The 25,774-nt window shown below is 72.6% G+C and carries 19 protein-coding genes, 1 tRNA gene and 1 pseudogene; 12 read left to right on the forward strand and 9 right to left on the reverse strand.

From position 1 onward, the window contains the following. The 4 genes from PCC79_RS14415 to PCC79_RS14430 are packed head-to-tail and all read right to left on the reverse strand — an operon-like array spanning position 1 to position 4,537. The gene (locus tag PCC79_RS14415; protein WP_342372225.1) at positions 1-756 is read right to left on the reverse strand and encodes a type II CAAX endopeptidase family protein; all 756 of its coding nucleotides are present in this window, start codon (positions 754-756) and stop codon (positions 1-3) included. Beyond that, on the reverse strand, positions 749-2,125 hold the full coding sequence (locus PCC79_RS14420) for a Y4yA family PLP-dependent enzyme (protein WP_342372226.1): 1,377 nt from the start codon (positions 2,123-2,125) through the stop codon (positions 749-751). The genes PCC79_RS14415 and PCC79_RS14420 overlap by 8 nt, the downstream gene beginning before the upstream one ends. Beyond that, a complete protein-coding gene (locus PCC79_RS14425) occupies positions 2,118-3,584 on the reverse strand; it encodes an FAD/NAD(P)-binding protein (RefSeq protein ID WP_342372227.1) in 1,467 nt (488 codons plus the stop codon). Before PCC79_RS14425 ends, PCC79_RS14420 begins: the two co-directional genes overlap by 8 nt. Next, positions 3,581-4,537: a pyridoxal-phosphate dependent enzyme gene (locus tag PCC79_RS14430; protein ID WP_232549812.1), complete on the reverse strand. Its 957-nt coding sequence runs from the start codon at positions 4,535-4,537 to the stop codon at positions 3,581-3,583. The genes PCC79_RS14425 and PCC79_RS14430 overlap by 4 nt, the downstream gene beginning before the upstream one ends. A 205-nt stretch (positions 4,538-4,742) precedes the next feature. On the opposite strand from PCC79_RS14430, the gene PCC79_RS14435 reads away from it, so the two are divergent. The 3 genes from PCC79_RS14435 to PCC79_RS14445 are packed head-to-tail and all read left to right on the forward strand — an operon-like array spanning position 4,743 to position 8,890. After that, on the forward strand, positions 4,743-5,624 hold the full coding sequence (locus PCC79_RS14435; RefSeq protein WP_232549811.1) for an OmpA family protein: 882 nt from the start codon (positions 4,743-4,745) through the stop codon (positions 5,622-5,624). Between the two features lie 11 nt (positions 5,625-5,635). Next, entirely contained in the window at positions 5,636-6,466 is an 831-nt protein-coding gene (locus PCC79_RS14440; protein ID WP_332836202.1) for a Cof-type HAD-IIB family hydrolase, read from the forward strand. A gap of 48 nt (positions 6,467-6,514) precedes the next feature. After that, complete coding sequence (locus PCC79_RS14445) at positions 6,515-8,890, forward strand: heavy metal translocating P-type ATPase (protein ID WP_269779606.1); 2,376 nt, start codon at positions 6,515-6,517, stop codon at positions 8,888-8,890. Positions 8,891-8,921: 31 nt separating this feature from the next. Here PCC79_RS14445 and PCC79_RS14450 read toward each other — a convergent pair whose 3' ends face one another. After that, positions 8,922-10,199, reverse strand: a complete 1,278-nt coding sequence (locus PCC79_RS14450) for a mechanosensitive ion channel family protein (RefSeq protein WP_232549810.1) — start codon at positions 10,197-10,199, stop codon at positions 8,922-8,924. A gap of 68 nt (positions 10,200-10,267) precedes the next feature. Between PCC79_RS14450 and PCC79_RS14455 the strand changes: the two genes are divergently transcribed. Both PCC79_RS14455 and PCC79_RS14460 read left to right on the forward strand, forming a co-directional pair. Then, positions 10,268-10,747: a 4a-hydroxytetrahydrobiopterin dehydratase gene (locus PCC79_RS14455; protein ID WP_342372228.1), complete on the forward strand. Its 480-nt coding sequence runs from the start codon at positions 10,268-10,270 to the stop codon at positions 10,745-10,747. A 227-nt stretch (positions 10,748-10,974) separates the two neighbouring features. Continuing rightward, positions 10,975-12,246: an ATP-binding protein gene (locus tag PCC79_RS14460; protein WP_342372229.1), complete on the forward strand. Its 1,272-nt coding sequence runs from the start codon at positions 10,975-10,977 to the stop codon at positions 12,244-12,246. A gap of 258 nt (positions 12,247-12,504) precedes the next feature. Here the strand turns inward: PCC79_RS14460 and PCC79_RS14465 are convergent. The 4 genes and pseudogenes from PCC79_RS14465 to PCC79_RS14480 all read right to left on the reverse strand — a co-directional run. Next, positions 12,505-13,172 (reverse strand): annotated as a pseudogene (locus tag PCC79_RS14465) (ISL3 family transposase); the annotation flags it as partial. Positions 13,173-13,472: 300 nt separating this feature from the next. Then, positions 13,473-13,555: transfer RNA gene (locus tag PCC79_RS14470), tRNA-Leu, on the reverse strand. A gap of 52 nt (positions 13,556-13,607) precedes the next feature. Next, complete coding sequence (locus PCC79_RS14475) at positions 13,608-14,432, reverse strand: SDR family NAD(P)-dependent oxidoreductase (protein ID WP_342372230.1); 825 nt, start codon at positions 14,430-14,432, stop codon at positions 13,608-13,610. Positions 14,433-14,456: 24 nt separating this feature from the next. Continuing rightward, positions 14,457-15,401, reverse strand: coding sequence for an AEC family transporter (locus PCC79_RS14480; protein ID WP_232547381.1), 945 nt, complete (start codon positions 15,399-15,401; stop codon positions 14,457-14,459). 167 nt (positions 15,402-15,568) lie between these two features. Between PCC79_RS14480 and treY the strand changes: the two genes are divergently transcribed. The 7 genes from treY to PCC79_RS14515 all read left to right on the forward strand — a co-directional run bounded on the left by treY (position 15,569) and on the right by PCC79_RS14515 (position 25,746). After that, on the forward strand, positions 15,569-18,361 hold the full coding sequence (treY, locus tag PCC79_RS14485; protein WP_342372231.1) for a malto-oligosyltrehalose synthase: 2,793 nt from the start codon (positions 15,569-15,571) through the stop codon (positions 18,359-18,361). Beyond that, the gene (gene treZ, locus PCC79_RS14490) at positions 18,354-20,090 is read left to right on the forward strand and encodes a malto-oligosyltrehalose trehalohydrolase (RefSeq protein WP_342372232.1); all 1,737 of its coding nucleotides are present in this window, start codon (positions 18,354-18,356) and stop codon (positions 20,088-20,090) included. The genes treY and treZ overlap by 8 nt, the downstream gene beginning before the upstream one ends. A gap of 126 nt (positions 20,091-20,216) precedes the next feature. Then, the gene (locus PCC79_RS14495; protein ID WP_232547378.1) at positions 20,217-20,933 is read left to right on the forward strand and encodes an FhaA domain-containing protein; all 717 of its coding nucleotides are present in this window, start codon (positions 20,217-20,219) and stop codon (positions 20,931-20,933) included. Beyond that, a complete protein-coding gene (locus tag PCC79_RS14500) occupies positions 20,926-21,408 on the forward strand; it encodes an FHA domain-containing protein FhaB/FipA (protein ID WP_232547377.1) in 483 nt (160 codons plus the stop codon). Before PCC79_RS14495 ends, PCC79_RS14500 begins: the two co-directional genes overlap by 8 nt. Next, positions 21,408-22,853: a PP2C family protein-serine/threonine phosphatase gene (locus PCC79_RS14505; RefSeq protein WP_232547376.1), complete on the forward strand. Its 1,446-nt coding sequence runs from the start codon at positions 21,408-21,410 to the stop codon at positions 22,851-22,853. The genes PCC79_RS14500 and PCC79_RS14505 overlap by 1 nt, the downstream gene beginning before the upstream one ends. Beyond that, entirely contained in the window at positions 22,853-24,325 is a 1,473-nt protein-coding gene (locus PCC79_RS14510) for an FtsW/RodA/SpoVE family cell cycle protein (protein ID WP_342372233.1), read from the forward strand. Before PCC79_RS14505 ends, PCC79_RS14510 begins: the two co-directional genes overlap by 1 nt. Further along, entirely contained in the window at positions 24,322-25,746 is a 1,425-nt protein-coding gene (locus PCC79_RS14515) for a peptidoglycan D,D-transpeptidase FtsI family protein (RefSeq protein ID WP_342372235.1), read from the forward strand. Before PCC79_RS14510 ends, PCC79_RS14515 begins: the two co-directional genes overlap by 4 nt. The last annotated feature ends 28 nt before the right edge of the window (positions 25,747-25,774 follow it).

Raw genomic sequence — 25,774 nt, forward strand, 5'->3', positions numbered from 1 at the left:
TCAGACTCCTGTCGAGAACACCAGGGGCAGGGCGAACAGCATGCCCAGCGACCAGGTGAGGTGGCTGACGATCGGCCCCAACACCCCGCCTGTCACGCGGCGCTGCGCGCCGGTGAGCAGGCCGAGGCAGGCGGCCGCGAACGTGAGCAGCGGCACCCCGGAGAACAGGGTGGACGCCGCGTAGAGCACCGTCGATCCGGCGAGGTTCCACCGCCGGTCCAGGGCGGCATAGGTCGCGCCGCGGAAGAAGAGTTCCTCGGCGATGCCGTTGATCGCCGTCACGAGCGCGACGATCCACAGCGAGCCGAAGCGCGCGTGGTCGAGCAGCCCCTCCACCGGCCCGCGGAGCACCGGGATGCGGCTGACGACGAACGCCCCCAGCACGAAGATGCCGAGCAGGGCCGCGCCGAGGAGAAAGCCCTGCAGCACCGCACGGCTCTGCCCCCCGGAGCGGGTGTGCGCCCGGCCGAGGTGGAGGCGTCCGGACGCGAACGCCCCGACCGCCCAGATCGCCGCGACGCCCAGCGTCGCCGGGTAGAACAGCGGATCACCGGGGCGGATCGCCAGCGCCGCGCCGAGCGCGAGCGCCCCGGCGATGGCCGTGACGGTGACGACGATGCGGCGGCGTCGGAGCTGCGCGGTGGTTTCGGTGTGGTCGCGCTCGACCGGGTGCAGCAGTGCGGCGTCCACGAACGCGCGCACCTCACCGACGAGTCCGCCCGGGCCCAGCAGGCCGTCGCGTTGGGGGTCAGCCATCGATGCGGTCCTTCCGGAGGGGCCCGGCGTCCTGCCAGACCACGTTGCGCGCCAGCGGCCACTGGTGGGAGCCGGATTCGAGGATGTGCATGAAGTACCCGGCGGTGTTCGGCAGCGCGACGATGTCGCCCGGCGCGATGCCCGGCGCGGTGAGCCGCCGCTGCAGGATCAGCTCGTTCTCGATGCAATAGGCCCCGACGAGGAAGCCGGTGAAGGGCGCGTCGGCGCCCGACCAGGTGACCAGCTCGGGATCCACGAGGAAGTCGTCGGAGGTGGTGCGGCACTGCGTCCGGTTCATCTCGACGCCGATGAGGCCGACGCCGTCGCTGCGCTGTTTGGTGAACGCCACCCGCGCCAGGGTCAGACCGCAGCCGTCCAGCAGCGCGCGGCCCGGCTCGAGGTGCAGGCTCAGCCGCCGGCCCGCGAGCGCCTGGGCCACCGATCCCTCACCACGCCGGGCGGGCGCGTCGAGCACCGCGGTCAACCAGGCCCGCCGCGTGGGCTGCTGGTGGTAGGGGTAGACGGTGGTGAGCGGGTGACCGTTCCAGGTCAGCGGCTCCGCCTCGCCGGCGACGGCCGCGCGCTGGGCCTCCCAGAACGTCTCCCACTCCTGCGCGTCATCCAGGTAACTCATGGGGACGCCGCCGCCCGCGTCCACGAACCACGGGCGGTGGCCGCGGTCGCGCACGGCGTCCACGAGGTCGCACGCCGCGACGATGCCGGTGACGCGCTCGGCCGCGCTGTAGCCGTTGAGGTGGAAGTGGACGCCGGTCACGTCCACGCCGTCGAGATCGGCGCCCAGCCACCGGTCGGCCAGTTCTCCGAATCGGGTGGGGGCGACGCCGGAGCTGGGCGGCAGCGCGAGCCGCAACGCGACGGGCGGGCGGACGCCGCGCCCCCCGGCCGAGGTGGCTGCGGCCAGCGCGGTGAGCTCGGCGAGTTCGCCGAGGTGGTCGAGCGACACCGTCACGCCGTGGGTCAGGGCAAGGGAGAGCAGGGCACGGTTCTTGATGGCCGCCGACACGATGATCCGCTCGGGCCGGACGCCGGCGTCCAGCACCTGGGCCAGTTCGGCCTCGCTGGCCACGTCGACGCCCAACCCGGCGCGGGCTGCGGCGTCGACGAAGCAGAGCGCCTTGTTGGCCTTGCGGGCGAAGAACAGCTGGATCTCCAGGTCGCGCACCGGGCCCAGCGACGTCAGCTCCGCAGCGTTGCGGGTCAGCGGCTCGGGGTTCAGCACGTTGACCGGCGAGCCGTGCTCGGCGACGATCGCGGCCACGCGCTCGGGGTCGGCGAGCAGGGCACGCATCCACGGTTCCCAACGGGGGGTCAGCGGGGGCTGCCCCTGCAACGTCACGGTCTCAGGCATCGCGGCTCACCTTCTCGGCCCAACGGGGCACCACGTCATGAAGGGTACGGGACAGGGTGTCGTTGCCGATCACCACGTCTTCGGTGCTGCGGCCCACCGCGGCCAACCCCGGCCAACCGGGGACGCCGCCGTCTGGCCCGACGCGCAACCCCCGGCGGCCGGAGGCGAGGCGTCCGATGCCGCGGCCGACGAGGGCGGCGGTCAGGCTGCCGGGCACCACGCCGGGGGGCGCGATCACGGCGTCCACCCGGGCCTCGGCGGCGGGCTCGGTGCGCGACGGCGGGGCGAGGACGCCGGCGTCCACCAGCGCCAGCACCTTGGCGGCGTTCACCGGCGGTGGCCCGAACGCGACGCGCTCGAGGGTGGCGGCGAGCGCGGCGAAGGTGGCCCACTCCCCCGCCGGGCAGCGCTCGAAGGACAGCGAGGCGATGATCGCCGGGTACAGGTCCCGGAACGCCTGCCCCACCGCCCACGGCGCGTGCGGACGCTCCTCGCCGCGCACCACGGCCAGCGAGCGGCGCAGGTCGGCGACCGGATCGGCGCTGCCGTCGGTGCCGGCCAGCACGGCGGCCACGTCACCGCTGCCGCCGGCCTGCCGCAGGTACGCCTGGGCCGTGACGCGCACCGCCTCGGCGACACACCGGGCGCTGCCGGGGGTGCTGGCGATCGCGCCGGCGCCCGCCGCGCGGGGCTCCGCGAGGTCCAGGGCAGCCAGGGGTCCGTCCGGTTCCGGCTTGGGCTCCATGAAGCGGCCGTGCCGGCTGAACGGCACGATGGTGGGCTCGGCACCGCCGGTCTCGTAGCCGGCGTCGGTGAACCACCCGCCGCGACCCTCGGTGAGGCTGAGCGCGGCGTCGATGAAGGTCAGCGCGGTGCCGCGCACGGCCACGGGGCGTCCGGCCGGGACGCGCTCGGGCGTGAGCCCGTTGACGGGGAACGCGGGCACCGCGTCGGGGCGGGCGTGGTGCCAGGCGCCGGGCCAGGCGGACTCGTGGCCGGTCGCGAGCAACACCTCGTCGTACAGCTCACCGGCGGCGTCCGGCCCGCCGACGCGCCAACGGCCCTCCTCGGGACGCGGCGCGGTGGCCGCGACCGCGTGGTGGCGGACGTCGAGGCGCTCGGCGACCGCGGCCCAGGCGTGGGCCAGGAAGGCACCCACCAGGGCGCGCGGCGGAAAGGGGTCGAGCTCGGCACCCTCGCCGCGGGCTCGCCGCCAGTCGTCGAACGCACCCAGGCCCGTCCGGACGATCGCGGAGGTGACGTTGAGCCGCAGGTGCCGCGGCTGGTCCACCGCATAGGCCGAGCCGACCCCCGGCGGGCGGGGGTCGAAGACGTCGAGGGTGATGTCGGCGGCGGCGTCCGCCAGGCACTCGGCCGCCCACAACGCGCGCGGGCCGGCACCGAGCACGGCGACCCGCCGGACGCCGCTGCCACGCCCTCCGCCGCCGGCACCGCTCACGGCAACGCGCCCACGTGCTCGGCCACCCAGGCGTCGTCGTAGACCGTGTCGAGGTAGGCGAGACCGGCGTCGTGGAAGATGCCGACCACGTCGGCGTCCCCCACCGCCAGCGTCGTCATCGCGTGGACGACCGCGCCGGCCGAGGCGCCCACGAGCATGCCCTCGGTGCGCGCCAGCAGGCGGCAGCCGGCGACCGCCGCGGCGTCCGAGACGCGGACGACGTCGTCGGGCACCACGCCCTCGGCCAGGCCGGGCACGATCCCCGCGCCGAACCCCGAGAGCAGCCGCTGCCCGCGGCGTCCGCCGAACAGCACGCTGCCCTCGGCGTCGACCGCCACCACCGCGGTGTCGAGCCCCTGCTCGCGGACATGGGTCAGGCAGCCGCCGATCGTGCCGGTGGTGGACGTGGCGACGACCACCACGTCGGGGGCGCGGCCGAGGTCGCGCACGATTTCGGCCATCGTGCCGTCGGCGTGGGCGCGGAGGGCGGCCCGGTTGGAGTACTGGTCGAGGGAGTACGCGTCGGGCCACCGCTCGCGCAGCTCGGCGACCTTCGCGATGCGCGCAGTGAGCCAGTCGCCGGTGTCGGGGTCGGGCTCGGTCAGCTCGTGGACGGTCGCCCCCAGGGCGCGCATCGTGGCGACCGTCGTGCGGTTGGAGCGCGGGTCGACCACGACGTGCAGGGTCATGCCGTGCCGCACGCAGAGCCGGGCCAGGGCGACACCGAAGTTGCCGGAGCTGGATTCCACGAGCACCGAGCCCGGGCCGATCCGGCCGGAGGCCAGCGCGGCGTCCACCATGGCCTGGGCGGAGCGGTCCTTCGCGCTGCCGCCGGGGTTGAACCACTCGAGCTTTCCCCAGGCGCGCACGCCGCGCGGAGTGGGCAGGCGGTCGAGACGGGCCAACGGGGTGTTGCCGATTCTCGCGCGCGTGCCGGTGGGCACGGTCGTCATCGTCCGCCTCGGCCGCTCATGGGGCACACTCTAGCCCGCCGGCCCACCGCAACCCACCCCCGGAAGGGTGGCCGGTGGCCCCGGTTGCTCGTTGTTGGCCCCGGGCCGCGCCACCCCTAGTCAGCGGCCCACGAGCCCGCGCCCGCCCGGCCCGGACGCCGGGCGGGGACGCCGCCGCCCCACCCCGCGGCGTTATCGTCGAGGGGTGACCATTCCGCACACCCTTCCCCGCCGCCCGGACGCCGTCGCGCACCGCCGCCGGGCCGCCGCCGCGCTGGCCTGCCTGCTCACCCTGGCGCCGCTGGCGGCCTGCACCGCGCCGGCCCCGACGCCCTCCGCCACGGCCACCGCGACCGTTGCCCCGACCCCCGCAGCGGCGCCGGTCGCCCAGTTCTCCCTGACGGTCGCCGACGGCACGTTCACCCTGGCCGGCGCCGCCACCGACGACGCCGCCCGCGCGGCCGCCGTCGCCGCCGTCTCGGCGGGCCTGGGCGCCGGGGTGCCGGTGGACGACCAGCTCACCGTGGTCGACGGCGCGTGGCTGCCGGACGCCGACGCGCTCACGGCGCTGGCGTCCGAGCTCGTCGGCGTGGAGGCCGTGAGCCTCAACGTGAACGCGGGGGACGCCGTCGTGGCCGGCACCGTCACCGACGAGGCCGAGCGACAGGCCGCGGTGGACGCCGTGACCACCGCCTTCCCCGACGCCGAGGTCACCGACACCATCGCCATCGTCGAGCTGTGCACCGTGGTCGGCGCCAAGGTGCGGGAGGCGTCCCAGCCACCCGCCCTGGTGTTCGAGACAGGCTCGACCGACCTCACCGACGCGTCGCAGACCGCCGTCGCCGAGATCGCCGAGCTCGTGGCGCAGTGCCCCGACACGACCCTCACCGTCGTCGGCCAGACGGACGCCCGCGGCTCGGAATCCGGCAACGAGGCGCTCGCCCTGGAGCGGGCCAACGTGGTCGCCGCCGCCCTCGAGGCGGCCGGGGTGCCGAGCCAGTCCCTGCTCGTGCAGGGCAACGCAGCCAACGCCCCGGTCAGCGACGACGATGCCCTCAACCGGCGCGTCGACGTGGCCGTGCAGTGACGGGGCCTGACGTGGCCGTGCCGCACCACCACCTGCCTCGGGACGCCGATCTGCGGCTCGTCGTCAGCGACATGGACGGGACGTTGCTGGACGACGCCGGCCACCTGCCCGACGAGTTCTGGCCGCTGCTGGACGTGATGCGTGAGCGCGGCATCGTGTTCGCGCCGGCGTCCGGACGCCAGCGCGCGACCCTGGAGACACTGTTCGAGCGCGCGCTCGACGGCATGTCGCTGATCGCCGAGAACGGCACGTACGTGGTGCGCGACGGCGCCGAGGTGTCGTCGGCCGTCCTGCCGCCCAGCCTGTGGCAGTCCGTCGTGGCGGCCACTCGCGCGGCCCGGGCCGACGGGCTCGACCTCGGGGTCGTGGTCTGCGGCAAGCGCGCGGCCTACCTCGAACGCACCGACGACGCCTTCCTCACCGCGTGCTCCCCCTACTACGTGACCATGCAGCTCGTGGCCGACCAGCTGGCCGTCGACGACGAGATCATCAAGATGGCCGTCTACGACTTCGACGACGCCGAGGTCTCCGTGGCGCGCTTCGCCGAGTTCGCCGCCGACCACCAGGTGGTCGTGTCGGGCCGCAACTGGATCGACATCATGGCCGCAGGCATCAACAAGGGTGCGGCCGTGCGCGCCCTGCAGGCCGACCTCGGCGTGACCCGCGCGCAGACCGTCGCGTTCGGCGACTTCTTCAACGACGCCGAGATGCTGGACGAGGCCGACTGGTCGTTCGCGACCGCCAACGCCCACCCGGCCATCCGCGAGCGCGCGCGGTACGGGGCGTCCTCGAACGCCGACCACGGCGTCCTCCGCGTGCTGGAGCACCTGCTCGGCCTCTGACGGGCGGCCAGCGCTTGTCGTGATACCCCCCTGGGGTACCATGGATGCATGTCCGAACACCAGCACACCCACTCCGGCGCCGACCAGCGCGACCCCGAGGCCGTCCTCGACCCGGTGTGCGGCATGACGGTGGACCCCCGCGCCACCGACCACCACGCCGTCCACGACGGCGTCACCCACCACTTCTGCTCGGCCGGGTGCAAGGAGACGTTCCTGGCCGATCCGGACGCCCACGCCGGCGGTCCCGCCGGCCATGCCAGCCACGCCGACCCTGCCGTGCAGGCCGAGGCGTCCGCCGTCGACGCCGATGAGTGGACGTGCCCCATGCACCCGGAGGTCCGCCAGGACCACCCGGGCTCCTGCCCGCTGTGCGGCATGGCGCTGGAGCCGGTCACGGTGACGGCGGATTCCGGCCCGAGCCCCGAGCTGGCCGACATGACCCGCCGGTTCTGGATCGCCCTGGCGCTCTCCTTGCCCGTCTTCGCCCTGGAGATGGGCTCGCACCTGGTGCCGGCCATCGCGGCGGCGGTGGATGCGCGCGTCTCGGTGTGGGTGCAGTTCGCGCTCGCCACCCCGGTGGTGCTGTGGGCCGGCTGGCCCTTCTTCGTGCGCGGCGTCGCGTCGGTGCGCGCCCGCAGCCTCAACATGTTCACGCTGGTCGCCATGGGCACCGGCGTGGCCTGGCTGTACAGCACGGTGGCGACGCTGGCGCCCGGCATCTTCCCGGACGCCTTCCGCGACCAGCACGGCACGGTGGCGGTCTACTTCGAGGCCGCCGCGGTCATCACCACCCTCGTGCTGCTCGGCCAGGTGCTGGAGCTGCGCGCCCGTGAGGCGACCTCCGGTGCGATCCGGGCGCTGCTCGACCTGACCCCGCAGACGGCCCGCCGCGTCACCGACGACGGCGAGGCCGAGGTGCCGCTGGACGAGGTGCGTCTCGGCGACCGGCTCCGCGTCCGCCCGGGCGAGCAGGTGCCGGTGGACGGCTCGGTGGTCGAGGGCCGCTCGACGCTGGACGAGTCGATGGTGACGGGCGAGTCGATGCCGGTCACAAAGGAGGTGGGCGACACCGTCATCGGCGGCACGCTCAACCAGACCGGCTCGCTGCTCGTGACCGCCGAGAAGATCGGCCGCGACACCATGCTCGCCCGCATCGTCGCCATGGTCGCCGACGCGCAGCGCTCCCGCGCCCCGATCCAGCGGATGGCCGACAAGGTCTCCGGCGTGTTCGTCCCCGTCGTCCTCGGGGTCGCGGTGCTGGCGTTCGTCGTCTGGGCGCTCGTCGGGCCCGACCCCCGGCTGGCCCACGCCCTCGTGGTCGCGGTCAGCGTCCTCATCATCGCGTGCCCCTGCGCGCTCGGGCTGGCGACCCCCATGTCGATCATGGTCGGCGTCGGACGCGGCGCGCGCGAGGGCGTCCTCATCAAGAACGCCGAGGCGCTCGAGCGCATGGAGAAGGTCGACACCCTCGTGGTCGACAAGACCGGCACCCTCACCGAGGGACGCCCCGCGCTGACGCAGGTCGTCGTGGCGCCCGGTGCGGGCCTCACCGAGGATGAGCTGCTGCGGCTGGCCGCCGCCGTCGAGAACGCCTCGGAGCACCCGCTGGCCCGCGCGGTCGTCGAGGCGGCCTCCGAGCGAGGCCTGGAGCTGCCCGGTGTGGCGGACTTCGACGCCCCCGCCGGCCGCGGCGTCACCGGCACGGTCGACGGCCGCGGCGTCCGGCTGGGCACCAGCACCCACCTGCGCTCCGACGGCGTCGACACCGCGGCCCTGGACGCGGACGCCGACCGGCTCCGCGGCGAGGGCGCCACGGTGGTGTACGCCGCCGTGGACGGCTCCCTCGCGGGCCTGCTCGTGATCGCCGACCGGGTCAAGGAATCCACCCCCGCCGCGCTCGCCGCGCTGCGGGAGGACGGCATCCGTGTCGTCATGCTGACCGGCGACAACGCGACGACCGCGCGGGCCGTGGCATCCGGCCTGGGGATCGACGAGGTCGAGGCCGAGGTGATGCCCGACCAGAAGGCCGCGGTCGTCGAGCGGCTGCGCGGGGAGGGTCGCGTGGTGGCGATGGCGGGCGACGGCGTCAACGACGCCCCGGCCCTGGCCGCGGCCGACGTCGGCCTGGCGATGTCGTCCGGCACCGACGTGGCGATCGAGTCGGCCGGCGTGACGCTGCTGCGCGGCGACCTGACCGGCATCGTGACGGCCCGCGCCCTCTCCGCCATGACGATGCGCAACATCCGGCAGAACCTGGTGTTCGCGTTCGTCTACAACGCGGCCGGCATCCCCATCGCCGCGGGCGTGCTCTACCCGTTCACCGGGCTGCTGCTCTCACCGATCCTGGCGGCCGCGGCGATGGCGCTGTCGTCGGTCTCCGTGATCGGCAACGCCCTGCGGCTGCGGGCGCAGTCGCTGACCTGACGTCTGCGCCGACCGGGCTCAGTGGCGAGGCTCAGGCGTCCGGCTCCGCCGGGTCGGCCTCCGCGCGACGGTCGCGGCGGCGGAACCAGCGCAGGGACGGCCACCCCAGGCCGTGGGCGTGCTCCGGCTCGGGCGTGGGCTCCGGCTCGGCGGGCGGTGCGGCCGCGATCAGCGCGGCCCGCTCGGCGCGCAGGGCTTCGCGGGTCTCCTCGACCAGTTGGTCGCGGACGGGCTTGGGCGGTGCCGAGGTGGGCTCGGGCTCCAGGCGGGTGCGCGGCAGGGCGTAGGAGGCATCGGTCTGCAGCCAGAGTACGAGATCCTCGCGCAGCTGGCAGCGCAGGTTCCACAGGTCGTCGGAGTTGCGGGCCGACACGAGCAACCGCAGCTCGACGTGCCCGTTCTGGCTGTCGGTCACCTGCACGCCGGCGGTCTGACCGTCCCACAGCGGGTTGCCCTCCACGAGTCGCAGCGCCTCGGAGCGGAATGCCTCCACGGGCACGAGCCAGTCGAGATCGAACATCACGGCGCCGAGCTGCGCCGGGTCGGTCTTCGTCCAGTTCTCGAACGACTGCGCGGTGAACAGGGTGGACGGCACGACGAGGCGGCGCCCGTCCCACACGCGGAGCACCACGTAGGTGAGCGTGATCTCCTCCACCCGCGAGGTCTCCCCCTCCATCACCACGGTGTCGCCCACGCGGAGGGCGTCCGAGAAGGCGATCTGCAGGCCCGCGAAGATGTTGCTCAGCGACGACTGGGCGGCCAGGCCGGCCACGATCGAGAGGATGCCGGCGGACGCGAACACCGACGCCCCGATGGCGCGGAAGGCGTCGAACGTCAGCAGCACCGATGCGATCGCAACCAGCCACACCAGGGCGACACCGACCCGGCGCACCATCTGCAGCTGGGTGCGGACGCGCAGGGCGTCGCCGTGGGCGCCCGTGCGGGCCCGACGGGCGTTCACCGAGTCCTCCACGGCGCGGAGCAGGCCGGCCGCGAGCTGCGCCCCCGCCAGGATCACCGCGATCAACACCCCGTGCTGCAGGGTCGCGTAGTCGTCCCACTGCTCGCCCAGCACCTGCGCGCTGGTGCCGACCAGCAGCCCCACGCCCACGCCGAGCACCGCGAAGAACACCCGCTGCGGCACGCGCAGCCGCAGCGAGACGTGGGTCAGGCCCGGACGCCGCCGGCGCAGCAGCGCCACCGCGAGGGTGAGGAGGAAGGACAGCAGCAGCCCGAGCGCCAACCCGGCCGTCGCGTACAGCAGCACGCTGAGCACATCGATGACCACCTCGCCGGTTTCGTTCTCCACCCGATCGAGACTAACCCGGGTGGGGGGCCCCTTTCGCGGTGCGTCCCACCCGTGACACGCTGACGATCATGGTTGACCCGAAGAAGCGGCTCACTCCCGCCGAGGTAACCTCGGCCGGCCTCGAGGACTGGCGTCAGTTGGTCGGCAGGCTCCACGCCCGGTTCCGCACGGGCGACTTCTCGGCCAGCCTGGCACTCGTGTCCCGAATCGGCGAGGCCGCCGAGGCGGCCGACCACCATCCCGACCTCACGCTCACCTACACCGAGGTGGGCGTGGTGCTGAGCAGCCACGACGTGAGCGGCATCACGTCGCGCGACCTCGACCTCGCCCGTGCGATCAGCACCCTGGCACGCGAGGCGGGCGCCACCGCCGACGTGGCGGGGCTCACCCTGGTCGAGCTGGGCCTTGACACGACCGAGGGATCCCGGCACGCCGCCGTCTACGCCGCGCTGCTGGGCGCCGAGGTGGAGCACGGCGAGGTGCAGGACCCCAGCGGCCAGACCCCGACCCTCTGGTGGCAGGAGCCCGGCGAGGAATCGTCGGCCTGAGCTTTGGATCCGGGTGAATCCGCGTCCAGGGCTGCGCTCCAGCGTAAGCCGACGGCTGCCAAGCGTCCCAGCCTTCGACGAGCAGCGGCGTATCGACTGGCCAACACGACGACGGTACTGACGGTCATGGAAGGGGGCACGGGAAGCTTGCGAGCTGCGTCCAAATGTTAGTTACGTAAGCGTCCAGTTGTTAGGTAGCAGTACGTCCAACTGTTAGAGTCCATCGGGTGGACTATCGGCGCAGGATCGTGGACGAGACCCTTGACGATCTCTTCCCGCACCTCGCCGCCATCGCCCTCGAAGGAGCCAAGGGGGTGGGCAAGACCGCCACCGCCACGCAACGGGTCGCCACCGTGATGTTGCTGAACAACCCCAACGAGCGAACAGCGCTGTCCAGCCACCTGGACCTGGTCACGGACGTCCCCGGCCCGGTCCTCATCGATGAGTGGCAACTCGAACCCGACGTGTGGGACCGGGTACGACGCGCGGTCGACGACGACCCCACCGGAGGCCGCTTTCTGCTGGCCGGTTCGGCCGACGTGGCACCAGGGGTGCGGATCCACTCGGGGGCAGGGCGCATCGTGAGCCTGACCATGAGGCCGCTGGCGTTCAGCGAACGAGCCCTGGCCGAACCGTCCGTGTCCCTGCGAGGCATGCTCGACGGGACCCAGCCTGCCATCACCGGCATCTCCCCCATCGACCTGCCCACCTACACCGACGAGATCCTCCGGTCCGGGTTCCCCGGGATCCGCGACCTGCCCGAACGGGCCCGCCAGGTCCAACTCGACAGCTACCTCACCCGCATCGTGGACCGCGAGTTGCCCGACAGCGGGGTGAGCGTGCGGCGTCCGGCAGCCCTGCGGGCGTGGTTGACCGCCTATGCCGCCGCGACCGCAACTGACGCCACCTTCGCCACGATCTTGGCGGCCGCAACACCAGGCGAGGGCGACAAGCCGGCTCGGCAGACTGCCGACATCTACCGCCAACACCTCCAACGGATCTACCTGCTCGACCCCATCGAGGCCTGGACGCCGGCGTTCTCCCCTCTCAAGCGGCTCACCCATTCTCCCAAGCACCACTTGGTCGACCCGGCCCTGGCCGCCCGCCTTGTCGGCGTCGGCAAGGCCGGACTTCTGCGCGGACAGGGTAACCGCGTCCACGCTGCCACCGGCACCTGGCTGGGAGCACTGTTCGAGTCGCTGGCCGCCCAATCGGTACGGGTCTACGCCGAAGCGGCTGACGCCCGCGTCGGGCACCTGCGCACCAAGAACACCGACCACGAAGTCGACCTCATCGTCGAGACGGCCGACCGCTCCACCCTCGCGATTGAGGTCAAACTCACCGACACCATCAGACCCGCCGACGTCGAACACCTGAACTGGCTCAGCGAACAACTCGGCGACCGCCTCGTCGACCGCATGATCATCTACACCGGCACCCACGCCTACCGCCGCCCGGACGGCATCGCCGTCGTCCCCCTCGCACTCCTTGGCCCCTGAACCACCCGACGGCGCTGCTATGGCGCGCCACTGAACTCCCCGGTCGGAGCGTTCCGAGCGGCCAGCCGGAGCCGAGATACCTCGCGCGCCGGAATGCCACTACACCACTGAGAGATCTCGGCTCGGGTGAGGCCCACCGATCCCAAGCCCTCCAGGAGGGCGCCCGCCGCACGCTCGATCAGGTGCTTCCACGCGTGCTTGGTGACCAGGAAGACGATGCCCAGTTCGTTGCGAAGAGTGAACGACCAATCCGGCTCTTCACAATCGAGGGTGTAGTTGGGGTCTGAAGCCGCCGGTCTCCAGGAGTGATCTGGCGATGAAGTTGGTGAGGTTGCGGAAGCCGAGGGCGCTGCCGCGGAGGTGTTCGAGGCGGCCATTCAGGGCCTCGGTGGGGCCGTTTGAGGTGCCGGGACGGTCGAAGTAGGGGAGGATGTCGCGGCCCGCTTGGTCATCGTTCGGCCGAGGGTGATGACCTCGTGGAGGGCGGCGGGGACGCCGCTGCCGATGGCGGTGATGACGGCCTTCATGAGCGCCTTGCCCTTGGGCTTGTCGGGTTCTCGGTAGGCGGTGATCATCTGTTGGTAGACGGCCCAGGTGGCTTCGACCTCGACGTGGTCGTCGCCGGTGAACAACGCCTCCAGCCGCGTCTTCTGCCTGGCGGTGAGTAGCCCGGCGCCGTTGTGCAACATCCGCCGGGCGCGGTAGAGCGAATCACCAGCGCGGCCACGGTGGCCGTGCAGGGTCTGCTGGACCCGTCTTCGGCATTGGTCGAGGGTCTCACCGGCCAACCGGACGACGTGGAACGGGTCCAGTACGGGGGTGGCGTCGGGGAGTTCTTCGGTGGTGGCGGTTTTGAAGCCGGTGAAGCCGCCCATCGCGACGACCTCCACCTTGTCACGCCAGTTCTTGGGGCGGGCGGCGAGCCACGTCGACACCCCAGCCTCCAGTTGGCGGCCAGCGAGCCGTTGTGCTTCCTCGGCGGCAAGCGCAGACCAGTTTGAGAAGCGGGCATTCAGGATGCCGAACACGACCGAAACGACAACAGAAAGGATGGCGGCTCCTGCCGCAATGATGGCGGCCAAGGCGTTCGGATCCATGCCCATCACGGTATCGCGGCCCACAGAAACCGCCAGTAGGGCAGCCGATCCCGACGCGCACCGACTCCCACGGGGGGCTCCTGAATCGATCATGCCATGGTCTAGCCGGGCCGGACATATTACTCCCGGTGCGCGAGAGAGGAGTTGAACCTCCACGTCCTTTCGGACACACGGACCTGAACCGTGCGCGTCTGCCATTCCGCCACTCGCGCGCAGCCCCATCGGGGCAGCCCCGACAGCCTAGCACGGGCCCTACGCGGCCACCTATTCGGGTCTGCCGGTGAAGGCGTCCATGGAGCCGTACACCCGGAACAACCGCCCCGCCACAAGGTCGTACGCACGCGCAGGCAGCAGACCGCGCAGCACCTTGGCCGTCCGCACGGAGCTCGGCACCATCACGGTCGGCCGCCCGGCGAGCATGGCGCGCCAGACGGCGCCCACCACCACCTCGGGCTCAACCACAGGCGTCAGCAACGGCCCCCGGGCACCGGCGAACATGCCCGTCGAGACGTAGCTCGGGTACACGGTCGTCACCTTCACGTGAGCGTGCCCCGCCCGCTCCAGCTCCACGCGCACGGACTCACTCCACGACGCCACCCCGGCCTTCGACGCCGCGTAGGCGGCCATCCGCGGGTTCGGCGTCAGCGCGGCGGCGGACGCGATGGTCACCACCCGGGCCGGACGCCGCCGCTCCACCATCCCCGGCAGCACCGCTCGGGTCACCAGCATCGCCCCCAGCACGTTCACGGCGATGGTCGCGGCCAGGTCGGCCACCTCGGCCTCCCAGAACAGGTCGTTCCCGCGCACGATGCCCGCGTTGTTCACCAGCACATCGACGCCCTCGGCGGGCAGCCCGGCGAACGCGTCAGCCACCGCGTCGGCGTCCGCGATGTCGACCACCGTGGCCGAGGTCAGCACCCCCGGATACCGAGCAAACAGCCCCGCCAGTTCGCCCAAGCGCGCGGAGTCCGCGTCCCACGCGTGCACCGCCGCGGCACCCTCGGCCAGCGCCCGCTCCACGTACATCCGGCCCATGCCCTGCGCCGCACCGGTCACCAGCACCCGCGCGCCCCGCACCCCGTCGTCCATGAACCACAACCTAGCCACCAGCGCTCAGCCCAGCAGCACCAGCAACCCGGTCACCGTCACGAACGACCCCAGCGTGGTGAGCAGCATCACCGCGGGCGGCACGTCCTTCTCCCCGAACGTCGCCGCGAAGATCACCGAGCTCGTGAACGTCGGCAACCCCGCGCCGACCACGGCGGCCAGCGCCAGATCGTCGCCCAGCGGGGGCAGGGGCGTCCACCCCAGCACCCACACGAACAGGAACGCCACGCCCGGCATCACCAGCAACTTGCCCGCCGTCACCACCACGATGCGGCGCACCTGGCCGCGCACGCGGATGCCCACGAGCATGCCGCCGACGCCGAACAGCGCCAACGCCGTGCTGGCGCGGCCGAACAGGTCCAGCGACGTGGCCAGCACCTCCGGCAGGTGCCACCCCAGCAGCGACACCACCATGCCCGCCACCAGCGCGATCATCACGGGCATCTTCGCCATCCGGACGACCGCGGCGCGCACCTGCGTCCCCAACGACGACCCCGCCGAATCCGAAAGGCCCGCCCAGAAGAACACCAAGGGAAGTGTCAGCAGCGACTCCACCAACACGTTCATCCCAAAGATGGGCCCGGCCAGCCCGGGCAGCAACAAGCTGAACAGCGGAAACCCGATGAACCCGCTGTTCGCCGCGCCCATGCCCATGGCGTCGAAGGCCGCGGCGGCGTGCCCGGTGCGCTCGACGCGGCGCGAGTACACGTACCCGAACACCAGCGTCACCAGGCTCGCCAGCGCGTACACCAGCAGATACGTCGGGTGCAGCGCCTCGGCCAGCGGCCGGGCGCTCAGCGAGCTGAACATCAGCGCCGGCAGGGCGATGTTCATCACGAACGCGCTGATCGTGTCCACGTCGCGCCGCCCGAACGGCCCCCAGCGCACCGCGGCGTAGCCGACGAACACGCACGCGTACAGCGGCACGGTGATGGTCAGGATGTCGAGCACGGCTCTCCGCTCATGCGGCCTCGATGGGCGCGACGCGAGCCTAGTGGACAGACGCCCGGCGCCCGGTGGGCGTCCGACACGGTAGGTTGGTCCCCGACGTGAACGCACCCCGGCAGCGCGTCCCGGCTCCCGCGGGGGCACCCCGCGACCGGAAGGCGACCCCCAGCATGACCCAGCTCCACGACCACGCCGACGCCCCCACGTCCTCCTCCCCCACCCTTTCGCCCACCTCGTCGCACGTCCCCTCAGCCGGACGCCGCACGCCGGTGTCCACCTACCGCCTCCAGCTCGGCCCCGACCTGACGTTCGACCAGGCCATCGGGCACCTCGACTACCTCGAGGATCTCGGCGTCACCGACCTGTACCTCAGCCCTATCCTGCAGTCCGCGCCGGGCTCGACGCACGGCTACGACGTGGTCGACCACACGCGCATCAACGAGGCCATGGGGGGCCGCGAGGGCTTCGAGCGCCTCGCCACGGCGGCGCACGAGCGCGACATGGGCATCGTGGTGGACGTGGTGCCCAACCACATGGGCGTCCCCACCCCGCTGTACCACAACAAGGCGCTGTGGTCGGTGCTCCAGCAGGGCCCCGAATCGCCCTACGCCGCCTGGTTCGACGGCACGGACGCCGGCGACGAGGGCATCCTCATGCCCGTGCTGGGCGCCCGCATCGGCACGGTGCTCGACAGCAACGAGATCACCCTCGAACGCCGCGTCGTCCCCGGCTTCGAGGACGCCGGCGAGCAGCCCGTGCTCGTCTACTACGACCACGTCTTCCCCGTCCGCGCCGGCACGGAGAACCTGCCCATGCCGCTGTGCGTCGCCGAGCAGTTCTACCGGCTCGCCTACTGGAAGGTCTCCGACGAGGAGCTCAACTTCCGCCGCTTCTTCGACGTCGACACCCTCGTCGCGGTGCGGGTGGAGGATCCGGACGTCTTCGACGGCACGCACGCCCTGCTGCTCGACCTGTTCCGCGCCGGCCACATCGACGGCTTCCGCATCGACCACCCCGACGGCCTGGCCGACCCTCGCGGCTACATGCGCCGCCTCTCGATGGCCACCGGCGGGGCGTTCATCGCCGCCGAGAAGATCCTCGAGGGTGGCGAGTCGATGCCCGACGACTGGCCGGTGGCCGGGTCGACGGGCTACGACACCGCCTGGCGCATCCAGGCCCTCCAGGTCGAAGCGGCGGGCTACGGCGACCTCGGCACGATCGCCCACGTCATCACCGGTGACATCCCGGGCTCGCTGGCCGACGTGATCGAGCAGGCCAAGCGCGAGATCGCCACCACCAGCCTGTTCGCCGAGGTGCACCGCATCGCGACGCTGGCCCACGCCATCTGCCGCGCCGACATCATGCTGCGCGACCACACGTTCACCTGGATCCGCGAGTGCGTCACCGAGCTCGTCATCGCGGTCGACCGCTACCGCGCCTACGTGGTGCCCGGCGAGCCCGCCTCGCAGGAGTCGATCGAGCTGATCGAGGAGGCCGCCGCCACGGCTCGCGGCCGCCTGGAGGCCGACTACCACGACACCCTCGAGGTGGTCGTCGATCTCGTGCTGGGCCGCGAGGTCGGCTCGCAGGGACGCGTCCAGCAAGCCGTCCGCGACGAGCTGGTCGTCCGCTTCCAGCAGGTCTGCGGCGCGGTGACGGCCAAGGGTGTGGAGGACACGGCGTTCTACCGCTGGACGCACCTCGTCGCGCTCAACGAGGTCGGCGGCGCCCCGGACACCTGGGGCCTCTCCCCCGACACGTTCCACGCCTGGCTCTCCCAGATGACCGCCGAGTGGCCCGACACCATGACGTGCGGCACCACCCACGACACCAAGCGCTCCGAGGACGTCCGCAGCCGCATCGGCATCCTCGCCCAGTACGCCGCCGAGTGGCGCGCCCTGCTCACCAAGCTGCACCCGCTGGCCGAGGCCGTCGAGGGCCACACCGAGAACCTGATGTGGCAGATCCTCGCCGGCACGTGGACGCCCGAGGGCCCCATCGCCCAGGAGCGCCTCACCGACTACCTCCTCAAGGCCGCCCGCGAGCAGAAGCTCTGGACGTCCTGGACCAAGCAGGACGCCGCCCGCGAGCAGGCCCTCACCGATTTCATCAGTGAGCTGTACGGCAACGACGACGTGATGGGGGCGTTCGCCGACTGGTACGCGTTCACCGACGCCAGCGCGCGCGTCGCGATCCTCACCCGCAAGACCATCCAGCTCACCTGCCTGGGCGTGGCCGACACCTACTCCTCCACCGAGACCACGCAGAACTATCTGGTCGACCCCGACAACCGCGGCCCGTTCGACTGGGACGCCCTCGCCGGCCTGGCCCGCACCCTGGACGGACGCGAGCCCCAGACCCTCGCGGAGGAGAAGTTCCACCTCACCCGGGAGATCCTGCGGCTGCGCCGGCGGCGTCCGCACGCGTTCGTCGGCCCCACCGCGACCTACCGCCCCCTGCCCAGCTCGACCGGGCACGCCGTCTGTTACGCCCGCGGCACGGACGTGGTGACCGTCGCGATCCGCCTGCACCGCAGCTTCGCCGAGCAGAGCCCCACCCAGCACGCCGTCGTCCTGCCGGCCGGCCGCTGGCGCAACGTGTTCACCGGCGCGGAGTTCGACGGCGGCAGCGCCTCGCTCACCGAGCTCGTGGGCCGCTACCCGGCCGCGGTGCTCGAGCGCACCGGCGGCGGGGACGACGCGGCGGACGCCGACGCGGACGCCCTCGCAAGCGAGTTCACCGCCGGCGGCCCGATCTTCCGCGCCCAGCCGGCCGACCCCGCCCGCCGCGGTCGGCCCGCTGCAGAGACCGAGGCCGAGAGCAGCACCGAGTCGACCGGCCTGCTCGGCTGGTTGTCGCGGCGGTTCTTCGAGCGCGGCGACACCGGCAGCGTGCCCGTCCACCAGCCGACTCCCACCGACCCCGACACCCTCGCTGACCCCGAAAGAGATCACCGTGCCTGAGATCCGACTCTGGGCCCCCCTGGCCCACCGTGCGGACGCCCACGTGGGCGACACCGTCCACCCGATGACCCCGGCCGGCGACGGCTGCTTCACCGTCGACCTCCCGGTGGGCACGCGCTACCTCCTCTCGGTGGACGGCGGCGAGCCCCGCCCCGACCCGCGCAGCCCGCGCCAGCCCGAGGGCATCCACGGCCCCTCCGAGGTGTTCGACGCCCCCGCCCACGCGTGGACCGACGCCGGCTGGGCCTACCCCGAGGTGCTGGGCGGGGTGTTCTACGAACTCCACGTCGGCACGTTCACCGACGCCGGCACGCTCGATTCCGCGATCGAGCGGCTGCCCCACCTGGTGGAGCTCGGCGTCGACACGGTGGAGGTCATGCCCGTCCAGCCGTTCCCGGGTGAGCGCGGCTGGGGCTACGACGGCGTCAGCCTGTACGCCATCCACGAGGCCTACGGTGGCCCGGCGGCGCTGCAGCGCTTCGTGGACGCCGCCCACGGCCTCGGCCTGGCGGTCTGCCTCGACGTGGTCTACAACCACTTCGGGCCGGCCGGCAACTACGTCAGCACCTTCGGCCCGTATTTCACCGAGAAGCACCACACCCCGTGGGGCGCGGCCATCAACCTCGACGACGCCCACGCCGACGGCGTCCGCGCCTTCATCGTGGACGCCGCCTGCCGCTGGCTGCGCGACTTCCACGTGGACGCCCTCCGCCTCGACGCCGTGCACGCCCTCGTGGACGACTCGCAGCCGCACCTGCTCGCCGAGCTCTCCGACGCGGTCACCGCGCTGCGCGACGAGCTCGGCCAGCGCCGCACCCTGATCGCGGAGTCCGACCTCAACCAGGTCTCGATGATCACCCCGACCGCCGAGGGCGGCCTCGGGATGGACGGCCAGTGGGCCGACGACGTGCACCACGCCCTGCACTCCTGGCTCACCGGGGAGACGTTCGGCTACTACGTCGACTTCGGCCCGATCTCTGTTCTCGAAAAGGCCTTGACGGGCGTCTTCGTCCACGACGGCACCTTCTCGACGTTCCGCGACGAGACGTGGGGCGCCCCGGTGCCCGACGACGTCGAGCGCCGCCGCTTCGTCACGTTCACGCAGAACCACGACCAGGTCGGCAACCGCGGCCTGGGCGACCGGCCCGACGAGCGCCTCGCCCCCGGCGCCGTGGCAGGCGGCGCCGCCCTGCTGCTGCTCAGCCCGTTCACGCCCATGCTCTTCCAGGGGCAGGAGTGGGGCACGCGCCGCCCGTTCCGCTACTTCACCGACCACGACCCCGAGCTGGGCCGGCTGGTCACGCAGGGCCGGATGCGCGAGTTCGCCCAGCACGGGTGGGACGAGATCTACGGCCCCGGTGCCGACATTCCCGACCCGCAGGATCCGGCCACCTTCGCGGCCAGCACGCTCGACTGGGACGAGGCGTCCGACCCCGAGCACGCGGCCACCCTCGCCTGGCACCGCACCCTGATCGCGCTGCGGCGCACCCACCTGCACCCCGATGACCGGGGCGGCAACCTGCCCCTCACCGTCGCCCACGGTGCGGACTGGATCGCGATGACCCACGGCCCCCTCACCGTGGTCGCCTCCCCCCGCAGCGCGGTGGAGATCGACTGCGCGGCGCAGCTCGGCTGCGACGGTGAGCTGACGGCCTCCGCGGGCGACGCGACCCTGGCCGGAGGCGTCCTGACCCTGGGGCCCGCGTCCGTCGCCGTGCTCCTCGGGTAGGCTCGTCCGCTGGCACACCGCGTGTCGCGTCGCTCTGGAGGCGGCGCTGCGCGCCTCCCGGCCACAGACCCGGGGGCTACGCTGGTGCTGCCCGACGAACGGAACCGGCCAGGAGGGAGGCACGCGGTGGGCGTCTTCGACAACCTCGAGCGCAAGCTCGAAGGGGTGGTCAACGGTGCCTTCGCACGCGCCTTCAAGGGCGACGTCCAGCCCGTCGAGATCACGGCCCGGCTGCAGCGCGAGCTGGACGCCGAGGCCCGGCTGCTGGCCCGCGACCGCCACCTGGTGCCGAACGACTTCACCATCGGCCTCTCCTCGCACGACTACGACCGCCTGACGCCGTACAGCCGCACCCTGAACGCGGAAATCATCCCCCAGCTGCGCGACTACGCGGCCAACGCCGGCTACGTCTTCAACGGGCCGGTCACGATCGCCTACGAGCTGGACGCCGCCCTGCCGGTCGGCCGCTTCACCATCACCAGCCAGGCCCTAGCCGCGGCCGACACCCCGGCCACGCAGACCGCGATTCGCCGCGCCTCCCTCGTGCTGGAGGTCAACGGCATCCGGCACCCGCTCTCGGCGCCGGGCTTCACCATCGGGCGCGGCACGGACGCCGACGTGCGCATCAACGACCCGGGCGTCTCGCGCCTCCACGCGCGGGTGAGCGTCCAGGACGGTGCGGACACCCAGGCCGACCCGCGGGTCACGATCGAGGACATGGGCTCCACCAACGGCATCGTCGTCGACGGCCGTCGGGTGCAGAACGCGCTGCTCCGCGAGGGGTCGCGCGTCGAGCTGGGCAACACGCGCATGCTCGTCAGGTCGCCGGTGACTGATGTCTGAGCTGCTCGTCCTCGCCCTGAAGTTCGCCTTCCTCGGCCTGCTGTGGGTGTTCATCCTCTTCTGCGGCAACATCATCCGCACCGACCTGTTCGGACGCCGCGTCCCGGTCGCCGACGCCGAGGAGCGCCCGCCCGCGGCCGCGCCGCGCGCCGCCCCGTCGTGGCGGGAACGCCGGGCGGCGAAGTCCCTGCCCTCGACGCTGCGCATCACCCAGGGCCAGCAGCAGGGCCTCACGATGGAGCTCGGCCAGGCGCTGCAGATCGGCCGCTCGACTGACTGCCAGCTCATCCTCGACGACGACTACGTCTCCACCCGCCACGCCCGCATCGTCCGCGGGGAGCGCGGCTACCTGGTGGAGGATCTGGGCTCCACCAACGGCACCTACCTCAACAACGAGCGCATCAGCACACCTGTGCCCTTCACCCCGAACGACACGTTGCGCATCGGGCGGACGCTGCTCGTCGTGGAGGCCTGATGGCGCTGACCCTCGCCTACGACGCGCACACCGAGGTGGGTCTCGTCCGCAGCAACAACCAGGACTCGGCGCTGGCGACCCCCCGCATGCTCATCGTGGCCGACGGGATGGGCGGCGCCGCGGCCGGCGACCTGGCGTCCGCCGTGGCCGTCCAGGAGATCGCCCGGACGGACGCGCAGCTGGACGCGCGCATCGCCGCCGCGCGGGCCGAGCGGGAGGCCGACCCGGTCGATCACGAGGAGGACGCCGGCTCGCTCACCGACGTGCTCACCGTGATGGCCAACACGCTCAACCGCGCCAACGAGCGCCTCGTCGAGCTGGTGGAGGACGACCCGAGCCTCGCGGGCATGGGCACCACGGTGTGCGGCTTCGTGCTGCACGACGACCGCCTCGCGGTGGTCAACATCGGCGACTCGCGCGCCTACCTCGTCCGCGACGGTCAGCTGCACCGCGTGACGCGCGACCACAGCTGGGTGCAGACCCTGGTCGACGAGGGCAAGATCACCGAGGCCGAGGCCCTCGAACACCCCCACCGCTCGCTGGTGCTCCGCGTCCTCAACGGCTCGCCGCAGCACGAGCCCGATCTCGGCTGGCTCGAGATCGTGCCGGGCGACCGCCTGCTCGTGTGCAGCGACGGGCTGTGCGGGCTGGCGACGGACGCCGAGCTCGCCGCGATCGCGACGGCGGACGCCGACCGGCCGGCGATCATCGCCGAGCTCGTCGCGCTCGCCCATGCCCGAGGCGGGCACGACAACATCACCCTGGTGCTCGCCGACGTCGCCATCGACGGGCCCGCCGGGCCGGTGCTCGTGCTGGGCTCGGCCAGCACGCTGGCGGTGCCCACGTCGGCCGAGCGCACCGCGTCCCTGCCCGTCGTCACCGACCCGACGCCCGACGAGGCGGGCGAGCGCGCGATGACCGAGGAGGAGCGCTACGCGTTGACCGGACGCCGCCGCCTCGGCTCCCGCGTCCGCATGGCGCTGGCCTTCCTGCTGCCGATCGTGGCGCTGGCCGGCGCCGGGGGCATCTGGTACTCCTACACGCAGACGCAGTACTTCGTCGGCCCGAACGACGCCAACGTCGCGCTCTACCGGGGCGTGCCCGACCAGCTGGCCGGCCTGCCGCTCTCGACCCTGCTCGAGACCGACGACACCGAGATCGCCAATCTGCCGCCCTACTACGCCGAACGCGTCCGCCAGAACATTCGGACGCCCGACCTGGCGGCCGCGCGCTCCACGCTCGTCGAGCTGCGCCAGAAGGCCGCGCAGTGCGTCGCCCAGCGCGAGGCCCGGGCGCAGGCCACCGCCACGCCGGCCCCCGCCCCACCCTCCGAGAGCCCCGAGCCCCAGACCCCCGCACCCCAGAGCCCCGAGCCGGCGAGCCCGGCCCCGACCGCGGAGGTGACGCCGGCCACGTCCCCCGCGCCTGTGGGTGAGGACTGCTGATGTCCGAGGTCGTCGTCCGCCGGCAGCGCAGCGTCGCGTCGCTGCTCATGATGCTGCTCGCCCTGGCCCTCGGCGCGTCGGGGTATCTGCTGGTGCACCTCAACCAGGACGGCGCGTTGCCGCCGGACTGGCTGATGTCGGTCGGGCCGCTGCAGTTCTCCGGGCCGTGGTACGTCGGCGTCGGGGCGTGGTTCGCGCTCGGGCTGGTGGCGTGGGGCGTCACGAAGTGGCGGCTGCCGTACGCCGACCCCATCATCCTGCCGCTGGTCTTCCTGCTCACCGGGCTGGGGATCTCGATGATCCACCGCCTCGACCAGGCCGACAGCCTGCGCAGCGCCGAGCTGCAGCTGTTGTGGCTCTTCGCGGCCGTCACGGCCTACTGCGTCGTCGTCGTGGCGCTGCGCGACCACCGCCGCCTGCAGCGCTACACCTACGTGTGGTTCCTCGCCGGGCTGGCGCTGCTGCTGATGCCGCTCCTGCCCGTGCTCGGCCGCGAGAACCACGGCGCCCGCATCTGGATCGCGGTGGGGCCGTTCAGCTTCCAGCCCTCCGAACTGGCCAAGATCATCCTGGCGATCGCGTTCGCCGCCTACCTCGTCGAGAAGCGCGACGTGCTGGCGATGGCCGGCCACCGCTTCCTCGGCATCGACCTGCCCCGCCCGCGCGATCTTGGCCCCATCGGCATCGCGTGGGGGGTGGCGCTGCTCATCCTCGTCTTCCAGCGCGACCTCGGCACCACGCTGTTGTTCTTCGGCCTGTTCGTGATGATGCTCTACACCGCCACCGAGCGCGTGGGCTGGGCCGTCCTGGGCCTGTTGCTGATCCTCGTGCTGGGCTTCGTCGGCTATGAGATGTTCGACCACGTGCAGACGCGGTTCGCGTCCTGGCTGCACCCGTTCACCGACTACGACCGCAACCTGCAGGTGATCAGCGCCCAGTTCGGGCTCGCCTGGGGCGGGCTGTTCGGCACGGGCTGGGGCGAGGGGCGTCCGTACCTGACGCCGCTCGCCAAGAACGACTTCATCGCCGCCGCGCTCGGCGAGGAGCTCGGCCTGGTCGGCTTCTGCGCCGTCGTGCTGCTGTACGGCCTGATCGTGGCCCGGGTGCTGCGGACGGCGCTGGCCGCCACCGAGCCGTTCGGCAAGCTGCTCGCCGCGGGCGTCGCGTTCGTGTTCGCGCTGCAGGTGTTCACGATCATCGGCGGCGTCACGCGGCTGCTGCCGCTCACGGGCGTGACGACGCCGTTCGTGTCGCAGGGCGGCAGCTCGCTCATCGCCAACTACCTCCTCGCCGGGGTGATGCTGACGATCACCCACCAGGCCCGTCGCCCGCAGGTGGCCCCCACGGCCGAGGAGTACGCCTCGCTGTCGGCCGACCCCACGCAGGCCCTGCCCGCCGTCGCGGCCCCGCGGCCCGACCCCGCCGACTTCGCCGACGGGCCCTCTGGTGCGACGGAAGGGGAGGCGCGGTGAACGGCCCGATCCGCCGGGTGAGCGTCGTGGTGATGCTCATGTTCGTGGCCCTGATGCTGAACGCGAGCTTCAGCTACGTCGTCCGGACGCCCTCCCTCACCGCCGACGCCAACAACCGCCGCGTCCGCGACGCTGCGTTCGGCACCGACCGCGGCGACATCCTCGTCGGCAACACCGCCGTCGTCTCCAGCGAGCCGATCGACGACCGGTTCGGCTACCAGCGCACCTACGCCCAGGGCGAGCTCTACGCAGCCGTGACCGGGTACTACTCCTTCCTCTACGGCGGCTCGGGGCTCGAGCAGTCCTACAACGCCGAGCTCGCGGGCACCTCCGACGCCCAGTTCCTCGACCGGCTGGTCGACCTGGCGGCGGGGCGGCGTCCGCAGGGGGCCTCGCTCGAAACCACGCTGGACGCCGCCGCCCAGACCGCGGCGTCCCAAGCGCTCGGCGACCGCCCGGGCGCGGTGGTGGCCCTGGACTACACGACCGGCGCCGTTCGCGCGCTGGTGACCTCGCCGACATTCGACCCGAGCCTGCTGGCCTCCCACGACCTGGACGCCACCACACAGGCGTGGACGGCGCTGAACGATGACGCGGCCGCCCCGCTGTCGAACCGCGCCGTCCGCGAGATCTACCCGCCGGGGTCGACCTTCAAGCTCGCCGTCAGCGCGGCCGCCCTGGAATCCGGCCTGACGCCGGACACCCTCGTCGACTCACCCGCCAGCGTGCAGCTGCCCGGCTCGACACACGAGCTGCGCAACGCCGGCAGCTGTGGCGGTGACCAGATCACGCTGCGCCAGGCCCTCGTCGTCTCCTGCAACACCGCGTTCGCCAACCTCGGCGGTCAGCTCGGCGACGACGCGCTGCGCGCGCAGGCCGAGCGGTTCGGCTTCGGCACCCGGCTGCTGCCCGCGCTGAACGGGGTGGCGTCCTCCTTCCCCGCCGACCCCGACCCGGCGCAGACGATGATGAGCTCCATCGGCGCGTTCGAGGTGGCCGCGACGCCGCTGCAGATGGCGATGGTGGCGGGCGCTATCGCCAACGACGGCGTCGTCATGGAGCCCTACCTGGTGAGCAGCGTCCGCGGCGAAGACCTGAACGTGGTGAGCCGCCGCACCCCCAACCAGCTCTCGACGGCGATGAGCGCCGAGCACGCAGAGCAGCTGCAGGACATGATGGTGGCCGTGGTGCAGGATGGCACCGGCAGCCGCGCCCAGATCAGTGGGGTGCGGGTGGGCGGCAAGACCGGAACGGCCGTCACCGGCGAGCGGACGCCCTACGCGTGGTTCGTCGCGTGGGCGGAGGACCCGACGGTCGCAGTGGCCGTCTTCGTGCAGGACGCCGGCGTCGACGGAAGCGACGTGTCCGGTGGACGGTATGCGGCCCCCGTGGCCCGAGCAGTGATCGAGGCGATGCGATGACCGACGAACAGATGTCCGACGACCAGTG

The sequence above is a fragment of the Propioniciclava soli genome, from assembly GCF_038502305.1.
Taxonomy (GTDB): Bacteria; Actinomycetota; Actinomycetes; order Propionibacteriales; family Propionibacteriaceae; genus Propioniciclava; species Propioniciclava soli.

Bases quoted from the DNA above. Each gene is read 5' to 3' on its own strand.
- PCC79_RS14415 (WP_342372225.1), bottom strand. From the start codon at position 756: ATGGCTGACCCCCAACGCGACGGCCTGCTGGGCCCGGGCGGACTCGTC.
- PCC79_RS14420 (WP_342372226.1), bottom strand. From the start codon at position 2,125: ATGCCTGAGACCGTGACGTTGCAGGGGCAGCCCCCGCTGACCCCCCGT.
- PCC79_RS14430 (WP_232549812.1), bottom strand. From the start codon at position 4,537: ATGACGACCGTGCCCACCGGCACGCGCGCGAGAATCGGCAACACCCCG.
- PCC79_RS14445 (WP_269779606.1), top strand. From the start codon at position 6,515: ATGTCCGAACACCAGCACACCCACTCCGGCGCCGACCAGCGCGACCCC.
- PCC79_RS14455 (WP_342372228.1), top strand. From the start codon at position 10,268: ATGGTTGACCCGAAGAAGCGGCTCACTCCCGCCGAGGTAACCTCGGCC.
- PCC79_RS14475 (WP_342372230.1), bottom strand. From the start codon at position 14,432: ATGGACGACGGGGTGCGGGGCGCGCGGGTGCTGGTGACCGGTGCGGCG.
- treY (WP_342372231.1), top strand. From the start codon at position 15,569: ATGACCCAGCTCCACGACCACGCCGACGCCCCCACGTCCTCCTCCCCC.
- PCC79_RS14500 (WP_232547377.1), top strand. From the start codon at position 20,926: ATGTCTGAGCTGCTCGTCCTCGCCCTGAAGTTCGCCTTCCTCGGCCTG.
- PCC79_RS14505 (WP_232547376.1), top strand. From the start codon at position 21,408: ATGGCGCTGACCCTCGCCTACGACGCGCACACCGAGGTGGGTCTCGTC.
- PCC79_RS14510 (WP_342372233.1), top strand. From the start codon at position 22,853: ATGTCCGAGGTCGTCGTCCGCCGGCAGCGCAGCGTCGCGTCGCTGCTC.